This is a genomic window from Actinospica acidithermotolerans (assembly GCF_018139625.1).
GTDB classification, from domain to species: domain Bacteria; phylum Actinomycetota; class Actinomycetes; order Streptomycetales; family Catenulisporaceae; genus Actinospica; species Actinospica acidithermotolerans.
In genome coordinates, this window is the sequence record NZ_JAGSOH010000055.1 from 1 (window position 1) to 15,710 (window position 15,710).

Consider the following 15,710-nt stretch of genomic DNA (forward strand, 5'->3'; position numbering starts at 1 on the left):
GCGGCCGCTGAACGCGGTGAACGTGAACAGCGCCACCGCGCGGTACGGAGGCTGCTCCGGCATCAGGCCCCGGATGTGGTCGAGCCCCTCCTGCTCCCACGGGTACGGGCTCGGCCCGATCTGCGCCGCGATGGTTCAGGACACGCGGGTGCCGATCAGGTGGCCGATGGCGAAGGTCACGGCGGCTGCGAGGCCGCCGACTACCATCTGGCGGAGCCCGGAGCGCCAGGCGGAGCGGCCGTTGAGCAGGCCGATTCCGGCGCCTACGGCGAACAGGGCTAGGCCGAACAGTACGATCGCGGCGACCAGCGCTGCCGTGCCGCTGCCGAGGAGGTAGGGCACCACGACGACGAATGCGCCGACGGCGAACGCGAGGAGGCTGGAGAAGGCCGCCGACCACGGGGAGCCGAGCGAGTCCGGATCCAGCCCTAGCTCTTCTCTGGCCAGGGTGTCCAGCGCGACCTCACGGTCGGCCATCACCCGGTCGGCGACCTTTTCGGCCTCCGCCTTGGCCAGGCCCTTGGCCCGGTAGAGCAGCACCAGCTCGGCGTGCTCCTCCTCGGGGTTCTCCTCGAGCTCCTGGGCCTCGAGCGAGATCTCCCGCTCGAACATCTCGCGCTGGCCGGTCATCGAGATGTACTCGCCGGCCGCCATCGAGAAGGACCCGGCCAGCAGGCCGGCGATGCCGGCTAGCAGGATCGTCGAGCGGGACGAGCCTGATCCGGCGAAGCCCATGACCAGCGACGTGTTGGACACCAGCCCGTCGCTGACGCCGAAGATCGCGGCGCGCAGGGCGCCGGAGCGGTCGCCGCGGTGCCAGGCCTCGCGCTTGGCGATCTGCTGCCGCGGGTCGGGCTTGCCGCCCTCGATCAGCTTGGCCAGGGCCCGGGCGTGGCCCCGCTCGTCGCCGGCCATCCCGGGCGCGGCGTCCGGGTCGGCGTCGTACATCCCGGCGTCGGCGCGCTCGGCCCGCTCGATCATCGGCAGCACGGCCTGCGTCGACAGGCGGCGCGCGGCCACCCCGATCATCCGGGTCCGCAGGCTCGTCCGGCCGGGCGGCGGCACCGGCTCGCCGGCGTCCCTGAGCATCGTCTCCCAGTGCGAGGCGTGCCGCCGCTCGATCGCCGCGAGCTCCTCGAAGATCGTCCGCCGCTCGCCCTGCTCGTTCTCGGCGAGGCTGCGGTACATCGCCTCCGCGTCGCGCTCGCTGGCCAGCAGCTCGCGCCAGCGCGTCGGCCGGTCGGTCTTCTTCTCGCGGTTCATGTGCTCCCTCACGTGCTGCGATCCACCGCGGGCGGCAACCCGCTCGTGTATTCAAACACGCAGTTCACCGTCGGTATGCCCGCCTAGGGGGTGATGCCGAAGGTGATCCGGTAGTCGCAGTGTCCCTTGCACGCCATGGTCGCCGAGTCGTCGAACGCGTAGGAGTAGGCGTACGGCTCCGCGTCCTTGAAGACGAGCTTGGCGTAGTCGACCGGCCACTTCGCCGGGTCGCAGTTCGCGCGGCCGGACCACGAGCCGGTGCAGCAGTAGGCGTCCCCGCCGAACGCGGCGCACGCGGTCTCGCAGGCGACCGCCTGGCCGTCCGCCTTGACCTGCATCGCGCTCGGGCAGACGACGGCCTTCGTGCACGCGCCCTGGTAGCAGCCGTTCGAGCTGATCGGGTCGGCGTCGACGCGGTGCGTGGTGTTGATGTACATCGGCAGGTTCGCGCCGTCGACCATGCTCACGTCGTAGAAGTCCATGCCGTCGAACGAGTCGAGGGTCAGTTCGGCGAGTGTGGTGGCCCCGCCCTCCGAACCCTGGCACTGGAAGAGGCCGCCGCAGTCGCCGGTCTGGCAGTGCCCGACGCCGCTCGCGTTGAACGAGCAGCCGGTGCGTCCCCAGACGCGGCCGCCCCAGCCGTTCGGGACCTTGAAGGTGACGCTCTGGCCGGGTGCCAGCTTCCAGCCGGTGACCGGGATCGGGTGCTGCGCGTTCGGGTTGGTCGCGGCCCAGATCGTCTCGTCGTCGGCGTTGACGATGGTGATCAGGTGGTAGCTCGAGGAGTCGGCCATGGCGGCGCTCACCGGGGCCGATGTGGCCGACGTGGCCGATGCATGTGCGCTCTTCGAGGTTGAAGGGGTGGTTGAGGTTGACGGTGACGTTGTTGGGCTTGGGCTGGCGGCGGCGGTCGTCGGGATCGCGGTGGCGGACGCGCTGCTTGAGGAGTGCGTGGGCACGGGCGATCCGTCGGCGGTGTCGTGCGCGCCGAGCGGGCCGACGGTGGTGAGCCAGGTTGCCGTGCCGAGCGCCGCGGCAACGGCGAGCAACGACAGTAGGACAGTGCGCGTAGTTCGGCGGCCGGAAGTGCGTCTTCTGTGATTCACGCTCAGGAGACCGCGGCCGGCGCTTCCGGATTACCGATTTTTTTTCGGTAATCCTGCCGCGGCCGCGCCGGTCTCCTGTGCACTGGCCACCAATCCTCCTGGAGTACGAATGAGCGGACGTAGCGCGATCGCGCTGGTCCTCGTGGCGCTGGCAGTGATCGCCGGAGGCGTTTTCTACGCGAACTCGCGGTCTGATGCGCCGGCGACGGTTCACGCGGCGTCCGCGGAACTCTCTCCGAGTTCGCTCGCGACGTCCGCCGCGTCGTCGCCGGTCGCGTCGCCGAGCGCTTCGCCGACACCGAGCGCGAGCACGGCGAGCAGTGCCGCGAGCCACACGCCGAGCGCCTCGACGCACAGCGCGTCGGCGACCGGTTCGTCGTCCCTCGTCGCACCCGCCGGGTGGCGGAGGTTGACGATGGTCAACCGGCTCGATCAGACGATCTGGCCCGCGATCGCCGCGGACCCGAAGCACCCGATCTCCGCGACCGGCTGGGTGCTGGCGCCCGGCGCCAGCCTCAGTATCCTGATCCCGGATCACTGGGACGTGCGGATGTGGGCGCGCACCGGCTGCTCGTTCGACGCCTCCGGGGTCGGATCGTGCACGAGCGGCGGCTGCGGGCGCCTCGAGTGCGGGAGCACCTGGGGCGAGTTCCCCTCGACGCTCGCGGAGTTCAACCTCAACGCGTGGAACGGTATGGACTTCTACGATGTGAGCCTCGTGGAGGGCAACAACCTGCCGATGTGGGTCAACAGCTACGGCGGCACGTCCACCGACAAGCTCGACGCGAACGGCTGCTCGGCGGCCGGGTGCACCCGCGATGCGAACCTGACCTGCCCGGCGAAGCTGCAGCGCGTGCGCGGCGGGAAGGTCGTGGCGTGCCTGAGCGCCTGCCTCGTGTTCAACACCGCTCAGACGTGCTGCACCGGCGCGTACGCGGCGCGGTCGGCGTGCGTTCCCTCGACGTGGCCCATCGACTCGGCCGCGGTGTTCAAGAAGGCCGAACCGTTCGCCTACTCGTACGTTGACGACGACGCGACGAGTGTGCTTACCTGCGCGGGCGAGTGCGATTATCGCGTGACCTGGGGTGTGAGCTCATGACCTTCCCTGAACCCGAACTCGTCGCCGCCGCGCGAGACGGCGACGCGCATGCGCTCGACGCCGTGCTGACCGGCTCGATGCCGCTGGTCTACAACCTCGCGGGCCGGGCGCTGCACGGTCACGCCGACGTGGACGACGTCGTGCAGGAGACGATGCTGCGTGTCGTGCGCGGGATCCGAGAGCTGCAGCACCCTGAGTCGTATCGGTCGTGGCTCGTTGCGATCACCCTGCGGCAGGCTCGCGACCAGGGCAGGAAGCGCAGTACGGCGGAGTCCCGCACAGCGACCGCCTCCGACGCGGGTTGCGAATTCGCCGACCTCGGTTCCGACTTCGCCGGGGTCGCGATCCTGCGGCTCGGGCTGACGGAGCAGCGCCGCGGAGTCGCCGAGGCCACCCGCTGGCTCGACCCGGAGGACCGCGAACTGCTGTCGCTGTGGTGGCTTGAGGAGAGCGGCCATCTCGACCGCAGCGAACTCGCCCATGCGCTCGGCGTCTCCACGACGCACGCCGCCGTGCGTGTGCACCGGCTCAAGCGGCGGCTCGACGCGACGCGCGGCATCGTCGAGGCGCTGCGGGACGCGGGTCGTTGCAGCTCGCTGCGTTACGTCGCGGAGGACTGGGACGGGACGCCGAACCCGTTGTGGCGCAAGCGGTTCGACCGGCACATTCGCGACTGCGATATATGCGCGCCACGCGAGCGCGCCCTGGTTCCGGTCGCGCGGTTGCTGCGCGGGATGCCGCTCGTCCCGGTGCCGTTCGCGCTTCAGGCGCCTGTTGGCAGCGGCGGCGCCGGGATGGCGGGCCGTGGCCGGGTCGGTCACCGTCCCCGGCTGCGACCGCGCCCGCACTCGCTCTTCAGGTCGCCGCCGGTCATGATCGCCGGAGTCGGTGTCGCGGCGGCCGCGGCCGCGGCGTACGCCATCCTGCCGAGCGGCCACCCGGCCTCTACCCCGTTGGCCGACGTCACGCGCCCGGCCGTGGTGACCACGAGCGCATCGCCGAGCCCGACGACGGCGAGCCCCACTCCGCCGCGTACGACGGCCGCACCGAGCAAGAGTGCGAGCAGCGCCCCGGCCGACACGAAGGCCGCCGCCGTGGCGAGCACCGCCGCGCAGACGAGCACCCGCAAGGGCGTCGGCGTCTGGACCTTCAACGGCGAAGACACGGCGCTGGCCGAGTCAGGAGCCTCCTGGTACTACACCTGGTCCGCGGGCGACGAGGGGATATCCGCACCCAAGGTCGGCTTCGTGCCGATGATCTGGGGCTCCAGCAGCGTCACCTCGGCCACGTTGGCCCAGGCGAAGTCGGACACGAGCTGCGGCTGCATGCTCGGATTCAACGAGCCGGACATGAGCGCCCAGTCGAACCTGACGCCGAGCCAGGCGCTCTCGCTCTGGCCGCAACTGGAAAGCACCGGCCTCGAGCTCGGCTCGCCCGCCGTGGCCGCCGGTGGCGCGACCGCCGGCGGCTGGCTCGACCAGTTCATGTCGGGCGCCCACAAGGACGGCTACCGGGTCAACTTCATCACCCTGCACTGGTACGGCTCGGACTTCGACACCAACGCCGCAGTCAGCCAGCTCCAGTCGTACATCGAGGCCGTGTACGCGCGCTACCACGTGCCGATCTGGCTGACCGAGTTCGCACTGATCAGCTGGGCGACCGGAACCGCGGCCTACCCGACCGAGGCCCAGCAGGCCGCGTTCCTGACCGCCGCCACCTCGATGCTCGACTCGCTCAGCTACGTCCAGCGCTACGCCTGGTTCGGCCTGCCCGCCACCAGCGGCCTGCCCAGCACGGGTTTGTTCCAGCCGGGACCGGTGGTCACGCCGGTCGGAACGGCCTTCGAGGCGGCCCGGTGAAGGCCGACTGAGCAGGGGATTGTTTAGGCCCCCTACGCTTCGTGGTACAGTACAGGAAGCGTAGGGGGCGCGATCCACACCGATGTCCTAGTTCCGGTGTCGCGAGCCTCTCTTCTCTACGCGATCAGACGCACTGAATCCTTCCGCGCCTCGTGTCCTGCCCAAGGTCCGGCCGTTCGGTGCCACCCGAATCTAAGGATATTGCTATGACCACCATGCTCGAACACCCAGTACCGGCGCGTTCCGACGCGCCCGCATCCGCACAGCCCGAACGGGTCGGCGGCATCGTCGACCTGCAGGGTACCCACGGCTTCCTGCGCGTGGCCGGCTACCTGCCGGGCCCGCAGGACCTGTACCTGCCCGCGGAGCTGATCCGCAGGCACCAGCTGCGCGCCGGCGACCTGGTCGTCGGCACCGCGGCGCCCCGCTCGAACGGCTCCGGCGGCTCAGGCTCCGGCGGCTCCGGCGGCCGGAAGGAGCAGCAGCAGTCCAAGGCGCGGCCGCTCACCCGCGTCGAGCTCGTCAACGGCGCCCCCATCGAGGTGCACGGCTCCCGGCCGCGCTTCGCCGAGCTCACCCCGATCCATCCGCACGAGCGGCTGCGGCTGGAGACCGGCCCCGATGTGCCCGGCACGCGGGTCATCGACCTGCTGGCGCCGATCGGCAAGGGCCAGCGCGGCATGATCGTCGCCCAGCCCAAGACGGGCAAGACGCAACTGCTGCAGTCCATCGCCCGCGCGGTGGAGCGCAACCACCCCGAATGCCACCTCATGGTCGTGCTGCTCGACGAGCGCCCGGAAGAGGTCACCGACATGCGCCGCGCGATCGGCGGCGAGGTCGTCTCCTCCACGTTCGACCGTCCCGCGCACGAGCACATCGCGATCGCGGACCTCGCGATCGAGCGGGCCAAGCGGCTCGCCGAGCAGGGTACCGACGTCGTCGTCCTGCTCGACTCGCTCACCCGGCTGTGCCGGGCGCACAACAACGCCGCCAAGCCCGGTGGGCGCACGCTGTCCGGCGGCGTCGACGCCGCCGCGGTGGCCGGACCCAAGCAGCTGTTCGGCGCCGCGCGCAACCTCGAGGAGGCCGGCTCGATCACGATCCTGGCCACGGCCCTGATCGACACCGGCTCGCGCGCCGACGACTACTTCTTCGAGGAGCTCAAGAGCACCGGCAACATGGAGCTGCGCCTCGACCGCGCCCTGGCCGACAAGCGGGTCTTCCCGGCGATCGAGATGGCCGGGTCCGGCACCCGCCGCGAGGAGCTGCTCATGTCCGCCGAGGAGCTCGACACCGTCCGCCGCCTGCGCCGCGTACTCGGCGCCCAGCCCGGCACCCAGGCCACCGAGCTGCTGCTGGAGCGGATGAAGAACACCGCCGGCAACGCCGAGTTCCTGCGCCAGATACGCAGCACCACGCCGTAATCCAGCACCACGCCGTAATCCCCCGTACGCGGTGCCCGGCATCCGGCGCGTCAAGCCTCGGCGAGGAACTCCGCCATAGCGGCCGCCAGCTCGGGCGCGGCCAGCGCGCTGCCGTGATCTCCAGGCACGCGCACGAAACGGGCGTCGCCCAGCAGCGCCGCCAGCTCGTCGGCGTCAGAGCGCTCATCCTGGTCGCCGATCACCACGAGCGTCGGAACCGTGATCCGGCGCAGCTCCTCCTCCGACGTCGGGACGAGCGAGTCCAGCACATTCAGCAGCGCCTGCGGGTCCGCGCCGAGCTTCCCGATCCAGTACGCCATCCGCGACTCGGGCGAATCGGGCGCGAGCTCCGCCCCCTCGACCATCGCCGAGAGCGCGCGGCGGTTCATCCCGCCGCCCTGCGGGCCGCTCACCTTCGCAAGCCCCTGACCGGCCACGATCGCACGCCGCGGCCGAGCGCCCCGGGCCAGCGCGCGCACCACGATCCGCCCGCCGAGCGAGTAGCCGCCGAGGTCGTACCCTTCGTCCCCGAGCCCGAGGTGCTCGACGAGAGCCAACAGATCGTCAGCGAGCACGTCCGGCGGATACGCGGCGGAGTCATGCGGTCGCGCACTGTCGCCGTGGCCGCGGAAATCCGGAACGACGACCCGGTGGCCACGCTCCGCGAACGAGCCGGTCTGGCCGTACTCGAACATGCGCTCGCCGCCGCCCGCGAACCCGGGCAGCATCACCAGCGTCCGGCCCGCGCCGGCCTCGCGGTAGACCAGTTCGACGCCGTCGCGACCGGTGAATCGATGAGCATCCATAATGAGAACAGTGTCACAGCCGGGCACCAGTACGCCCGCTTGCACACCCCCGGGTTTGGCGAGAGGTAAGGCTCACCTTACTCTCGGAGGCGTGGCAGTAGACCTCACCGAGCAGACCCAGCCGTCGCCTCCCTCCGGCTCCGACCCGGCGGTCCGTCGGCGGCGATGGCGGCTCATGGCGATTCTGGCGCTGTGGGGTCCCGGTCTGATCGTGATGCTCGCCGACACCGACGCGGGCTGCATCATCACCGCCTCGCAGTCCGGCGCGCAGTTCGGCTACTCGATGGTGCTGCCTCAGGTCGTGCTGATACCGATCCTGTTCGCCGTGCAGGAAATCACCGCCCGCCTCGGCATCGTCACGGGAAAGGGCCACGGCCAGCTCATCCGGGAGCGCTTCGGGCTCAGGTGGGGCTTGGTCTCGGCGAGCACCCTGGTGCTGTCCTCGATCGGCGCGCTGCTGACCGAGTTCGCGGGCGTGGCCGGCGTCGGCGAGCTGTTCGGCATCTCGAAGTGGGTCACCATCCCGACCGCCACCGTCTTCCTGCTCGGCCTCGCGTTCACCGGCAGCTACCGGCGCGCCGAGCGGATCGGCATCGCGGTCGGACTGGCCGAGCTGGCGTTCGTCCCGGCGATGCTGCTGGCCCACCCGCACGTGCACGACCTGTTCCAGGGGACGGCCGGTCTCCCGCTCGGCAACCAGCAGTACGTCTACCTGCTCGCGGCGAACGTCGGCGCCGTCGTCATGCCGTGGATGATCTTCTATCAGCAGAGCGCGGTCGTGCAGCGCGGACTGACCGTCAAGGCGCTCAAGCAGGCGCGCCTCGACACCGGCGTCGGCACGCTGCTCACCCAGGGGATCATGATCGTGGTCGTCATCGCTTTGGCCGCGACCGTCCACAAGGTCAACCCCGGCGCCACCCTCGACGACGTCGGCCAGATCGCCTCCTCGATGGCGCCCTTCATCGGTTCGAACACCGCGAAGGTCCTCATCGGCGCCTCCATCCTCGGCGGCGCGCTGGTGGCCGCGCTCGTCGTCTCGCTCGCGGGATCCTGGGGCCTGGCCGAGGTGCTGGGCTGGAAGCACAGCCTCAACGACCGCATCAGCCGCCGTAATGCGAAGTTCTACATCACCTACGGCCTGGCCCACATCGTCGGCGCCATCCTCGTCCTCGTCAGCGTGGACCTCGTCGGCCTCGCCGTCGACTGCGAGGTGCTGAACGCGCTCCTGCTGCCCATCGTCCTCGGCTTCCTTCTGGCACTCGAAGCCAAGTGCCTCCCGGCAGAACACCGCATGCGCGGTGCCTACCGGATCGTGCTGACCACCCTGTGCGTCGTCGTGATCTGCTTCGGCCTCTACATGGTCCCCAGCACCTTGGGCTGGACCTGAGCCTCCAGGACCCCTCGGCGGCGAGCCAGTTCACGTCCGGAGGCGGCAACTGCTTCCATTCGGCTGGTCCACGCGGATGCTCCGGATGTCTCGCCAGTGCAGGACTCGGCGCCGGCGGAGCGGAGGGCGGATCACGAGCGTCTCTTCGCTGAGTTCGAGCTGGAGAGGAAGGAGATTCAGCGCCACGACGAGCGCGGTGAGCGGGACGAAGGTGATGAACCAGTAGAACAGGAAAGTGGAGGTTGCCCGGTCGAGGCTCGAGTCGGCGCTGCGCTGGAACCAGCGAGCCGATTCGAGGGCGATGAGCGTCATCAGGACGGCCGACGGCAGCCACTTCTGTCGCTTGGTGCGTGTGATGGTGACGATGCCGGGAGCCACCGGCAAAGGTTGCAGCACCGGCCGAGCCACTGTCAACGCACTGCTCTCACCGTCGTCCCGCTCCGGGTCGCCTACTTGCCGGTGAGGACGAAGCCGCCGTCCACGGTGGTGACGGTTCCGGTCACGAACTGGTTCTCCATCAGGTACAGGTGCGCCGCCGCGATCTGCTCGGGTTCGCCGATGGCGCCGGTGAGGGCGCGGCCGGCGAGGGTGTCGAAGATGCCTTCGCGGGCAGGCTCGGGCACGGCGTCCCACATCGGGGTGCGGACGGCGCCCGAACGCACGGCGTTGACGCGGATCGGTGCGAGGTCGACGGCGAGGCCGCGCGTGAGGCCCTCGATCGCACCGGCACCGGCGGCGGCGAGTGCGGCACCGGGGGCGGGCCGGACGCCGACGGTTCCGGTCGTGAACACGATCGAGCCGCCGGGGCGGATACGGGCGGCCGCGTACTTGGCGGCGGTGACCGAGCCCCAGAACCGCACGTCGAACGTGTGCCGGGCGTCCTCGAGCGGGATCTCGCCCAGCGGCCGCGGGGTGAAGCGGTCGCCGGCCGTGAAGACGACGTGGTCGAGCTCGCCGACGCGGGCGAACAGGTCGGCGACGGCCGCTTCGTCGCGGATGTCGAGTTCGGCTCCGTCGCAGGTGCCGGGGAGTTCGGCGAGCGCGGCCGCCACGCGCTCGCCGCTGCTCGACGCGATGGTGACGATCGCGCCGGCCGACGCGGCGGCGTGGGCCGTGGCCAGTCCCATGCCGGAACTTCCGCCGATGACGACGATGCGCTGTCCGGTCAGTGCCATGAGGATCCTCCGGGATCGATGTGATGACTCAGTGAGACATCAGCCTAGCGCATGATGGCTCACTGAGTCATCACTGCTAGGATCGACTCCATGCCGCGCTGGGAGCAGGGAGCCGAGGAGCGGCTGCGCGACGCCGCGATCGAGCTGTTTCTTGAGCACGGCTACGAGAACGTGACCGTCGCGCAGATCACGGAGCGCGCGGGCCTGACGCGCCGCACCTTCTCGCGCTACTTCACCGACAAGCGCGACGTCCTGTTCGCCGGCTCCGAGATGCTGCCGGTGGCGCTCGCCGACGCCGTCCTCAAGGCCGACACCGCGCTCACGCCCTTCGAAGCCCTGCTCACGGCGCTCGAACAGGTCGGCGACGTGCTGGCCGATCGGGTCGCGCAGCACGCCGCGCAACGTCGTGCGATCGTCGACGCGAGCCCCGAACTGCGCGAACGCGGGCGGACGAAGTTCGCCGACGTTGCTGAAGCGCTGGCCGGCGCTCTGCGGCAGCGCGGTGCGAGTCCTTCGAGCGCGGCGCTGCTTGCGGACGTCGGCGTGGCGATCTTCCAGACCGCGTTCGGGCGCTGGGTCGACGCGCCGAAGGAAGCGACGCTCGCTCAGCGCGTGCGTGAGGCGGCCGAGGAGATCGCCGACGCGATCGGCGTAGGCGAGCAGTCCCGCAGCCGCTAGCGGATCTGCCTCAGGGCTTCGCCGATGAGCTCGATGCCGTGTGCGGCTTCGGTCGGCGGTGCGGCGGCGTAGCCGAGGACGAGGCCGGGTGCGGCGGGGGCCTGATAGTGCCAGGAGAGCGGCTGGGCTTTCACACCGAGGTCGAGGGCCGCGGCGGCCAGGTCCGTGTCGCGGAAGGGCGCGTCGAAGGTGATCGTCAGGTGCAGGCCGGCGGCGGCGCCGTGGATGCGGGCCGCGGGAATCCGGGTGCGGATCGCGTCGATCATCGCGTCGCGGCGACGGCGGTGGCGTCGGCGGAGCATCCGGAGGTGGCGTTCGAGCTCGCCGGATTCCATCAGCTCCGTGAGGACGAGTTGCGGCAGGACGGCGTTGCCGAGGTCGGCGTAGCGCTTGGCGATGACGACGGCCTCGCGGTAGCGCGGCGGAGCGATCAGCCAGCCGACGCGGAGCGCGGGCGCGAGCGTTTTCGAGACGCTGCCGGTGTAGAAGACATGATCGGGCAGCAAGGCCTGGACGGCGGGGACCGGGGGTCGGTCGTAGCGGTGTTCGGCGTCGTAGTCGTCTTCGAGGATGAGGCCGCCGGTGTCCTCGGCCCACGTCACGAGCTCGCGCCTGCGTCCGCCGTCGAGCACGACGCCGGTCGGGAACTGGTGAGCCGGGGTGAGGGCGACGACGGACGCGCCGCTCGCACGGAGCGCGTCGACGCGCAGGCCGTTGTCGTCGACGGGGATCGGCGGCGTGCGCAGTCGGCGGCTGGCGAGGTGTTGGCGCACGCCGAGGGAACCGGGGTCCTCGACTGCGATCTCCGCGACGCCGTCGTCCATCAGCATGCGCGTGACCAAGTCGAGCGCCTGGGCCACGCCGGTGACGATCACCAGTTGCTCCGGCTCGATCCGCACGCCTCGGGTTCGGGCGAGCCAGTCGGCGACGGCGCGGCGGAACGGCGGCGCGCCGCGCGGGTCGCCGTAGCCGAAGTTCGCGGGCTCCAGGTCGTCGAGCACGCGTCGTTCGGCGCGGAGCCAGGCGCCGCGCGGGAACGCGGCGAGGTCGGGCACGCCGGGCGTCAGGTCGATGCGCGCGGGGCTGGCGCGTAAGAGGTCGAAGACGTCGTGCGCGGGCGGGGAGGCGAAGTCGGTGCGCGCGGGGGTCGGACCACGACCGGTGAAGCTCGCACGTGCACTGACGGGGGCTGCCGGAGCCGTCACCGGAGCGGCGGCGACGAACGTTCCCGACCGGCCGCGGCCGACGAGCTGTCCGTCCTCGATCAGCCGCCGGTACGCCTCGGTCACCACGCCGCGCGAGACCCGCAGCTCCTCGGCGAGCACGCGTCCGGGCGGTACGCGGCTGCCGACCGGCAGGCGTCCGTCCGCGATGGCCGCGCGCAGCTGCCCGCTGAGCCAGCCGGACACGCCGCCCTGCGGCGCCCGGCTCACGTCCAGCTGCAGGAAATCGGTCCCGGCCTCTTTGGACCTGTCAGACAGCTCGGGTTTGGACCTTGGCACCGGACCATTATCCCGCGACAGTGAGCTGGTGGGAACTGTGGGAACGACGCAAACCGCGAAGGGCGGCCGCGCGCGGAACATCGCGGCCGGTGCGATCGGAATGACGCTGGTCGGCGGCAGTGTCAGCGTGTCGCACGTGCTGACCTCGGCGCCGCTGTTCACGGCCCAGGCGATCCGGTACACGGCGGCGGCCGGAATCCTGGTCGCGCTGGCGAAGCGGTCAGGAGTGCGGCTGCAGCGGCCACGGGGCCGCGAATGGCTCTGGCTCTGCGGCATCGCAGCGTTCGGGCTCGTGCTGTTCAACGTCGCGGTCGTGCGCGGCGTCGCACATGCCGAGCCCGCGGCCATCGCGGTCGCGGTCGCCTGCGTGCCGGTGGTCCTCGGCGTGGCCGGCCCGCTGATGGAGCGGCGTAGCCCGAGTCACCGGGTGCTGATCGCCGCGGTCGCGGTGACGGCGGGCAGCGCGCTCGTCGAAGGCACCGGACATACGGATGGGGTCGGCGTCGCGTGGGCCGCGGTGGCGCTGGTGTGCGAGGCGGCGTTCACGCTGCTCGCGGTTCCGGTCCTCCCCCGGCACGGCGCGTGGGGAGTGTCAGTGCACTCAGTGTGGATCGGGGCCCTGATGCTCGCCGTGCTCGGTCTCGCAACCGAAGGTCCGCGCGCGGCGGCCCGGCTCACGGCGGTCGATTGGGCGGCCATGGGCTATCTCGCCGTCATGGTGACGGCGGTCGCCTTTCTGCTCTGGTACTCGACGGTCGCGGCCCTCGGCGCCGGGCTCGTCGGCCTGCTCACCGGCATCGCGCCGATCTCGGCGGCGGTCGCCGGCGTGGTGATCGACGGGCGCGTCCCGAGCCTGCCGGTGTGGTGCGGCGTGCTCGTCGTCCTCGGCGGGCTGTCGACGGGACTCTCGACGCGGCTTTCGGCGCGGCTTTCCGGCGGAGGCGGCGCGCGGGAGGGCGCGCCGATGGATGCGCCGGAAAATATTTCGCGCGAGGCTGTAGTAGAGCAGGCCGCCCGATCGTCATGAGGACGAAAGCGGCGCACGGCGCCACCCGACCGACGAGCGGAGAGATCGAGATGAAGTACCTGATGCTGGTGTGCGTGGACCCCGACCTCGAGCCGGGAGCCGCCGAGGGCGCTCCGGACGTGGACGACTGGGTCGCGGAGACGGATGGCAAGGGCATCCGGCTCATGGGCGACCGGGTGCGGCCGGGCAGCGACGCGACCACCGTGCGCGTGCGCAACCGCGAGGTGCTGCTCTCGGACGGCCCCTACGCCGAGACCAAGGACCTGATCGCCGGGTTCGACGTCCTCGAGTGCGCCGACCTCGACGAGGCGATCGAGGTCGCCTCCCGGCACCCGATGGCCTGGGGCGGCGTGATCGAGCTGCGTCCGTTCTGGGTCGACGGCCAGGACTGAGCGGGCAGGGAGCGGACCGCGGATGAGCGGCGCGAACGCGCGGGACTCGCGGGACCTGCGGGATGCGCGGGATTCACGGGATGCGCAGGACCCACGGGATGCGCGGGACTCGCGGGACGCGAACGCGCAGGCCGCGCACGACGCGAACACCGGGGACGTGAGCTTGCGCGAGGCCGTCGCCGCGGTCTACGCCGACGGGTGGAGCCGGATCGTGGCCACCATGATCCGGTTCACCGGCGGCGACTGGGATCTGGCCGAGGAGTGCGCGCAGGACGCCTTCGCGCAGGCGCTGCGCTCCTGGCCGGACACCGGCGTGCCGCGGCAGCCGCTCGCCTGGCTGACCACGGCCGCCCGCAACCGGGCCGTCGACCGGATGCGCCGCGCGTCGACCGAGACGGCGAAGCTCAGGGAGTGGGCCGCGATGGAACGCGAGCAGCCGCCGCCGTACACCAGGGACGGGGAGATCCCGGACGAGCGCCTCGAGCTGATGTTCACCTGCTGCCATCCCGCGCTGAACCTGGACGCGCAGGTGGCGCTGACCCTGCGCGCGCTCGCCGGGCTGAGCACCGCCGAGATCGCCCGGGCGTTCCTGGTGCCGGAGCGCACGATGGGCCAGCGCATCTTCCGCGCGAAGCAGAAGGTCGCGCACGCGGTCATCCCGTTCCGCGTCCCGCCGGCGCACCTGCTGCCGGACCGGCTGCCCGCGGTCCTGCACGTGCTCTACCTGCTCTACAACGAGGGATACAGCGACCAGCGGCACAAGGCGCGGCTGAGCGCGGAGGCGATCCGGCTCGCGCGCGTGCTCGCGGCGTTGATGCCGGACGAGCCGGAGGCGCACGGCATGCTCGCGCTGATGCTGCTGCACGACGCGCGCCGTCCGTCGCGCGCCGATGCGGCCGGCGAGCTCGTCACGCTCGCCGAGCAGGATCGCGGCTCGTGGGACGCGGGCGAGATCGACGAGGGCACGGCGGTGCTCGAACGCGCGTTGCGGATGCGCCGCGCCGGGCCGTTCCAGATCCAGGCGGCGATCGCGGCGTGCCACGCGACCGCCCCGTTCACGGCCGAGACGGACTGGCCGCAGGTCGTCGGCCTCTACGACCAGCTCGCACGCATCGCGCCGAGCCCGATCGTCGATCTGAACCGCGCCGTCGCGCTCGCCATGACGCAAGGGCCTGAGGCCGCGTTGGCGGTCGTCGACCGGCTCGCCGAGTCCGGCCGCCTCGACGGCTACTACCTGCTGCACGCCACCCGCGCGGACCTGCTGCAACGATCCAGCCGGAGCGCCGAGGCCGACGCGTGCCTCCGTACGGCGATCGAATTGGCCCCTACCGACGCCGAACGGCGTCTCCTCGCCCGGCGTCTTTCCGCGAGCTGACGATCGGTTCGTCAGGGAGCCGGGAATGCATGACGCAGGCCACGACGATGACGAACGGCCAGAGGGACTGCGCGCCGGTCAGCACCCGCTCGGCGACACCGGCGGCTCCGTGGCCGTGCAGTTCGACGAGGAACCACGCGGCCCCTGCCGCCATCAGCACGGTGACGACGTAGCCGACCAGGGGTCTGAGCGCCCAGACCAGCGACGATGACCTATCGCGCCGTGCGGCCAGGACCGGGAAGAGCGCGAGCAGTGTGAAGCCGATGCCGGTCGTCACCAGGTGGCGCGGCGAGGTCCCGCCGGGCGGTTCCGGCGAGAGCGCGACCAGCACCGATACGACGCCGCCGCAGCCCAGCACGACGCGGCCGGGCATCGCCGCCGTCCGCAGGCCCAGCGCGGTGGTGAAGTAGCAGACACCGAGCACGTACAACGCACCGGTCATCAGCCACGAGTCCGCGGCGCCGTCGGCAGCCAGCGCACTGATCGAGTCGTCCACCGCAGTGTACGAGGCCGGCTGCAGCGCCGCGCCCAGCGCCCAGCCCCCGATCAGCACCAGAGGGGCGAGTCCGGCGGAGAGCCGCGCCCACCATGGAACGATCGTCATGATTCCACCGTAC

At 71.3% G+C, this 15,710-nt stretch carries 17 protein-coding genes; 9 read left to right on the forward strand and 8 right to left on the reverse strand.

All coding sequences use genetic code 11. From position 1 onward, the window contains the following. Window positions 1-135 precede the first annotated feature (135 nt). Window positions 136-1,275, reverse strand: coding sequence for a VIT1/CCC1 transporter family protein (locus tag KDK95_RS35965; protein WP_212519509.1), 1,140 nt, complete (start codon window positions 1,273-1,275; stop codon window positions 136-138). Window positions 1,276-1,346: 71 nt separating this feature from the next. Next, window positions 1,347-2,057 (reverse strand): thaumatin family protein, encoded by a 711-nt coding sequence (locus tag KDK95_RS18810; RefSeq protein WP_249161520.1) that lies wholly within the window; start codon window positions 2,055-2,057, stop codon window positions 1,347-1,349. Between KDK95_RS18810 and KDK95_RS35970 the strand changes: the two genes are divergently transcribed. After that, window positions 2,056-2,364 (forward strand): hypothetical protein, encoded by a 309-nt coding sequence (locus tag KDK95_RS35970; protein ID WP_249161521.1) that lies wholly within the window; start codon window positions 2,056-2,058, stop codon window positions 2,362-2,364. The genes KDK95_RS18810 and KDK95_RS35970 overlap by 2 nt on opposite strands. A gap of 215 nt (window positions 2,365-2,579) precedes the next feature. Here the strand turns inward: KDK95_RS35970 and KDK95_RS18815 are convergent, their stop codons facing one another. Then, window positions 2,580-2,792 (reverse strand): hypothetical protein, encoded by a 213-nt coding sequence (locus KDK95_RS18815; protein ID WP_212519511.1) that lies wholly within the window; start codon window positions 2,790-2,792, stop codon window positions 2,580-2,582. Here KDK95_RS18815 and KDK95_RS18820 point away from each other — a divergent pair. From KDK95_RS18820 to rho, 3 genes are all read left to right on the forward strand, one after another. After that, window positions 2,785-3,468: a thaumatin family protein gene (locus KDK95_RS18820; protein WP_212519512.1), complete on the forward strand. Its 684-nt coding sequence runs from the start codon at window positions 2,785-2,787 to the stop codon at window positions 3,466-3,468. The genes KDK95_RS18815 and KDK95_RS18820 overlap by 8 nt on opposite strands. Further along, window positions 3,465-5,327, forward strand: coding sequence for a sigma-70 family RNA polymerase sigma factor (locus KDK95_RS18825; protein ID WP_212519513.1), 1,863 nt, complete (start codon window positions 3,465-3,467; stop codon window positions 5,325-5,327). The genes KDK95_RS18820 and KDK95_RS18825 overlap by 4 nt, the downstream gene beginning before the upstream one ends. Before the next feature lie 206 nt (window positions 5,328-5,533). Continuing rightward, entirely contained in the window at window positions 5,534-6,751 is a 1,218-nt protein-coding gene (gene rho, locus KDK95_RS18830) for a transcription termination factor Rho (protein ID WP_249161522.1), read from the forward strand. 50 nt (window positions 6,752-6,801) lie between these two features. Here rho and KDK95_RS18835 read toward each other — a convergent pair whose 3' ends face one another. Continuing rightward, window positions 6,802-7,557 carry an alpha/beta fold hydrolase gene (locus KDK95_RS18835; RefSeq protein WP_212519514.1) on the reverse strand — a complete coding sequence of 252 codons (756 nt, stop codon included), beginning with the start codon at window positions 7,555-7,557 and terminating at the stop codon, window positions 6,802-6,804. 91 nt (window positions 7,558-7,648) lie between these two features. On the opposite strand from KDK95_RS18835, the gene KDK95_RS18840 reads away from it, so the two are divergent. Next, window positions 7,649-8,944 carry an NRAMP family divalent metal transporter gene (locus tag KDK95_RS18840; protein ID WP_307844451.1) on the forward strand — a complete coding sequence of 432 codons (1,296 nt, stop codon included), beginning with the start codon at window positions 7,649-7,651 and terminating at the stop codon, window positions 8,942-8,944. 30 nt (window positions 8,945-8,974) lie between these two features. On the opposite strand, the gene KDK95_RS18845 is transcribed toward KDK95_RS18840, so the two are convergent. Beyond that, a complete protein-coding gene (locus KDK95_RS18845; RefSeq protein ID WP_212519515.1) occupies window positions 8,975-9,322 on the reverse strand; it encodes a hypothetical protein in 348 nt (115 codons plus the stop codon). Between the two features lie 71 nt (window positions 9,323-9,393). Beyond that, the gene (locus KDK95_RS18850) at window positions 9,394-10,119 is read right to left on the reverse strand and encodes an SDR family oxidoreductase (RefSeq protein WP_212519516.1); all 726 of its coding nucleotides are present in this window, start codon (window positions 10,117-10,119) and stop codon (window positions 9,394-9,396) included. Between the two features lie 90 nt (window positions 10,120-10,209). Between KDK95_RS18850 and KDK95_RS18855 the strand changes: the two genes are divergently transcribed. After that, window positions 10,210-10,797, forward strand: a complete 588-nt coding sequence (locus KDK95_RS18855; RefSeq protein ID WP_212519517.1) for a TetR/AcrR family transcriptional regulator — start codon at window positions 10,210-10,212, stop codon at window positions 10,795-10,797. On the opposite strand, the gene pdxR is transcribed toward KDK95_RS18855, so the two are convergent. Further along, window positions 10,794-12,299 (reverse strand): MocR-like pyridoxine biosynthesis transcription factor PdxR, encoded by a 1,506-nt coding sequence (gene pdxR / locus KDK95_RS18860; protein WP_212519518.1) that lies wholly within the window; start codon window positions 12,297-12,299, stop codon window positions 10,794-10,796. The genes KDK95_RS18855 and pdxR overlap by 4 nt on opposite strands. A 28-nt stretch (window positions 12,300-12,327) precedes the next feature. Between pdxR and KDK95_RS18865 the strand changes: the two genes are divergently transcribed. From KDK95_RS18865 to KDK95_RS18875, 3 genes are read left to right on the forward strand one after another with little or no spacing between them, the layout of a single operon-like run. Beyond that, window positions 12,328-13,326 carry a DMT family transporter gene (locus KDK95_RS18865; protein WP_212519519.1) on the forward strand — a complete coding sequence of 333 codons (999 nt, stop codon included), beginning with the start codon at window positions 12,328-12,330 and terminating at the stop codon, window positions 13,324-13,326. A 50-nt stretch (window positions 13,327-13,376) separates the two neighbouring features. Next, window positions 13,377-13,718: a YciI family protein gene (locus KDK95_RS18870; protein WP_212519551.1), complete on the forward strand. Its 342-nt coding sequence runs from the start codon at window positions 13,377-13,379 to the stop codon at window positions 13,716-13,718. A 22-nt stretch (window positions 13,719-13,740) separates the two neighbouring features. Beyond that, complete coding sequence (locus KDK95_RS18875; protein ID WP_212519520.1) at window positions 13,741-15,093, forward strand: RNA polymerase sigma factor; 1,353 nt, start codon at window positions 13,741-13,743, stop codon at window positions 15,091-15,093. On the opposite strand, the gene KDK95_RS18880 is transcribed toward KDK95_RS18875, so the two are convergent. Continuing rightward, entirely contained in the window at window positions 15,044-15,697 is a 654-nt protein-coding gene (locus KDK95_RS18880; protein WP_212519521.1) for a DUF998 domain-containing protein, read from the reverse strand. The genes KDK95_RS18875 and KDK95_RS18880 overlap by 50 nt on opposite strands. Window positions 15,698-15,710 lie beyond the last annotated feature (13 nt).

What these genes read in the sequence shown, in the direction of transcription:
- rho (WP_249161522.1), top strand. Translation starts at nt 5,534, where the DNA reads ATGACCACCATGCTCGAACACCCAGTACCGGCGCGTTCCGACGCGCCC.
- KDK95_RS18835 (WP_212519514.1), bottom strand. Translation starts at nt 7,557, where the DNA reads ATGGATGCTCATCGATTCACCGGTCGCGACGGCGTCGAACTGGTCTAC.
- KDK95_RS18850 (WP_212519516.1), bottom strand. Translation starts at nt 10,119, where the DNA reads ATGGCACTGACCGGACAGCGCATCGTCGTCATCGGCGGAAGTTCCGGC.
- KDK95_RS18810 (WP_249161520.1), bottom strand. Translation starts at nt 2,057, where the DNA reads ATGGCCGACTCCTCGAGCTACCACCTGATCACCATCGTCAACGCCGAC.
- KDK95_RS18875 (WP_212519520.1), top strand. Translation starts at nt 13,741, where the DNA reads ATGAGCGGCGCGAACGCGCGGGACTCGCGGGACCTGCGGGATGCGCGG.
- KDK95_RS35970 (WP_249161521.1), top strand. Translation starts at nt 2,056, where the DNA reads ATGGCGGCGCTCACCGGGGCCGATGTGGCCGACGTGGCCGATGCATGT.
- KDK95_RS18880 (WP_212519521.1), bottom strand. Translation starts at nt 15,697, where the DNA reads ATGACGATCGTTCCATGGTGGGCGCGGCTCTCCGCCGGACTCGCCCCT.
- KDK95_RS18870 (WP_212519551.1), top strand. Translation starts at nt 13,377, where the DNA reads ATGAAGTACCTGATGCTGGTGTGCGTGGACCCCGACCTCGAGCCGGGA.
- KDK95_RS18825 (WP_212519513.1), top strand. Translation starts at nt 3,465, where the DNA reads ATGACCTTCCCTGAACCCGAACTCGTCGCCGCCGCGCGAGACGGCGAC.
- KDK95_RS18855 (WP_212519517.1), top strand. Translation starts at nt 10,210, where the DNA reads ATGCCGCGCTGGGAGCAGGGAGCCGAGGAGCGGCTGCGCGACGCCGCG.
- KDK95_RS18820 (WP_212519512.1), top strand. Translation starts at nt 2,785, where the DNA reads ATGGTCAACCGGCTCGATCAGACGATCTGGCCCGCGATCGCCGCGGAC.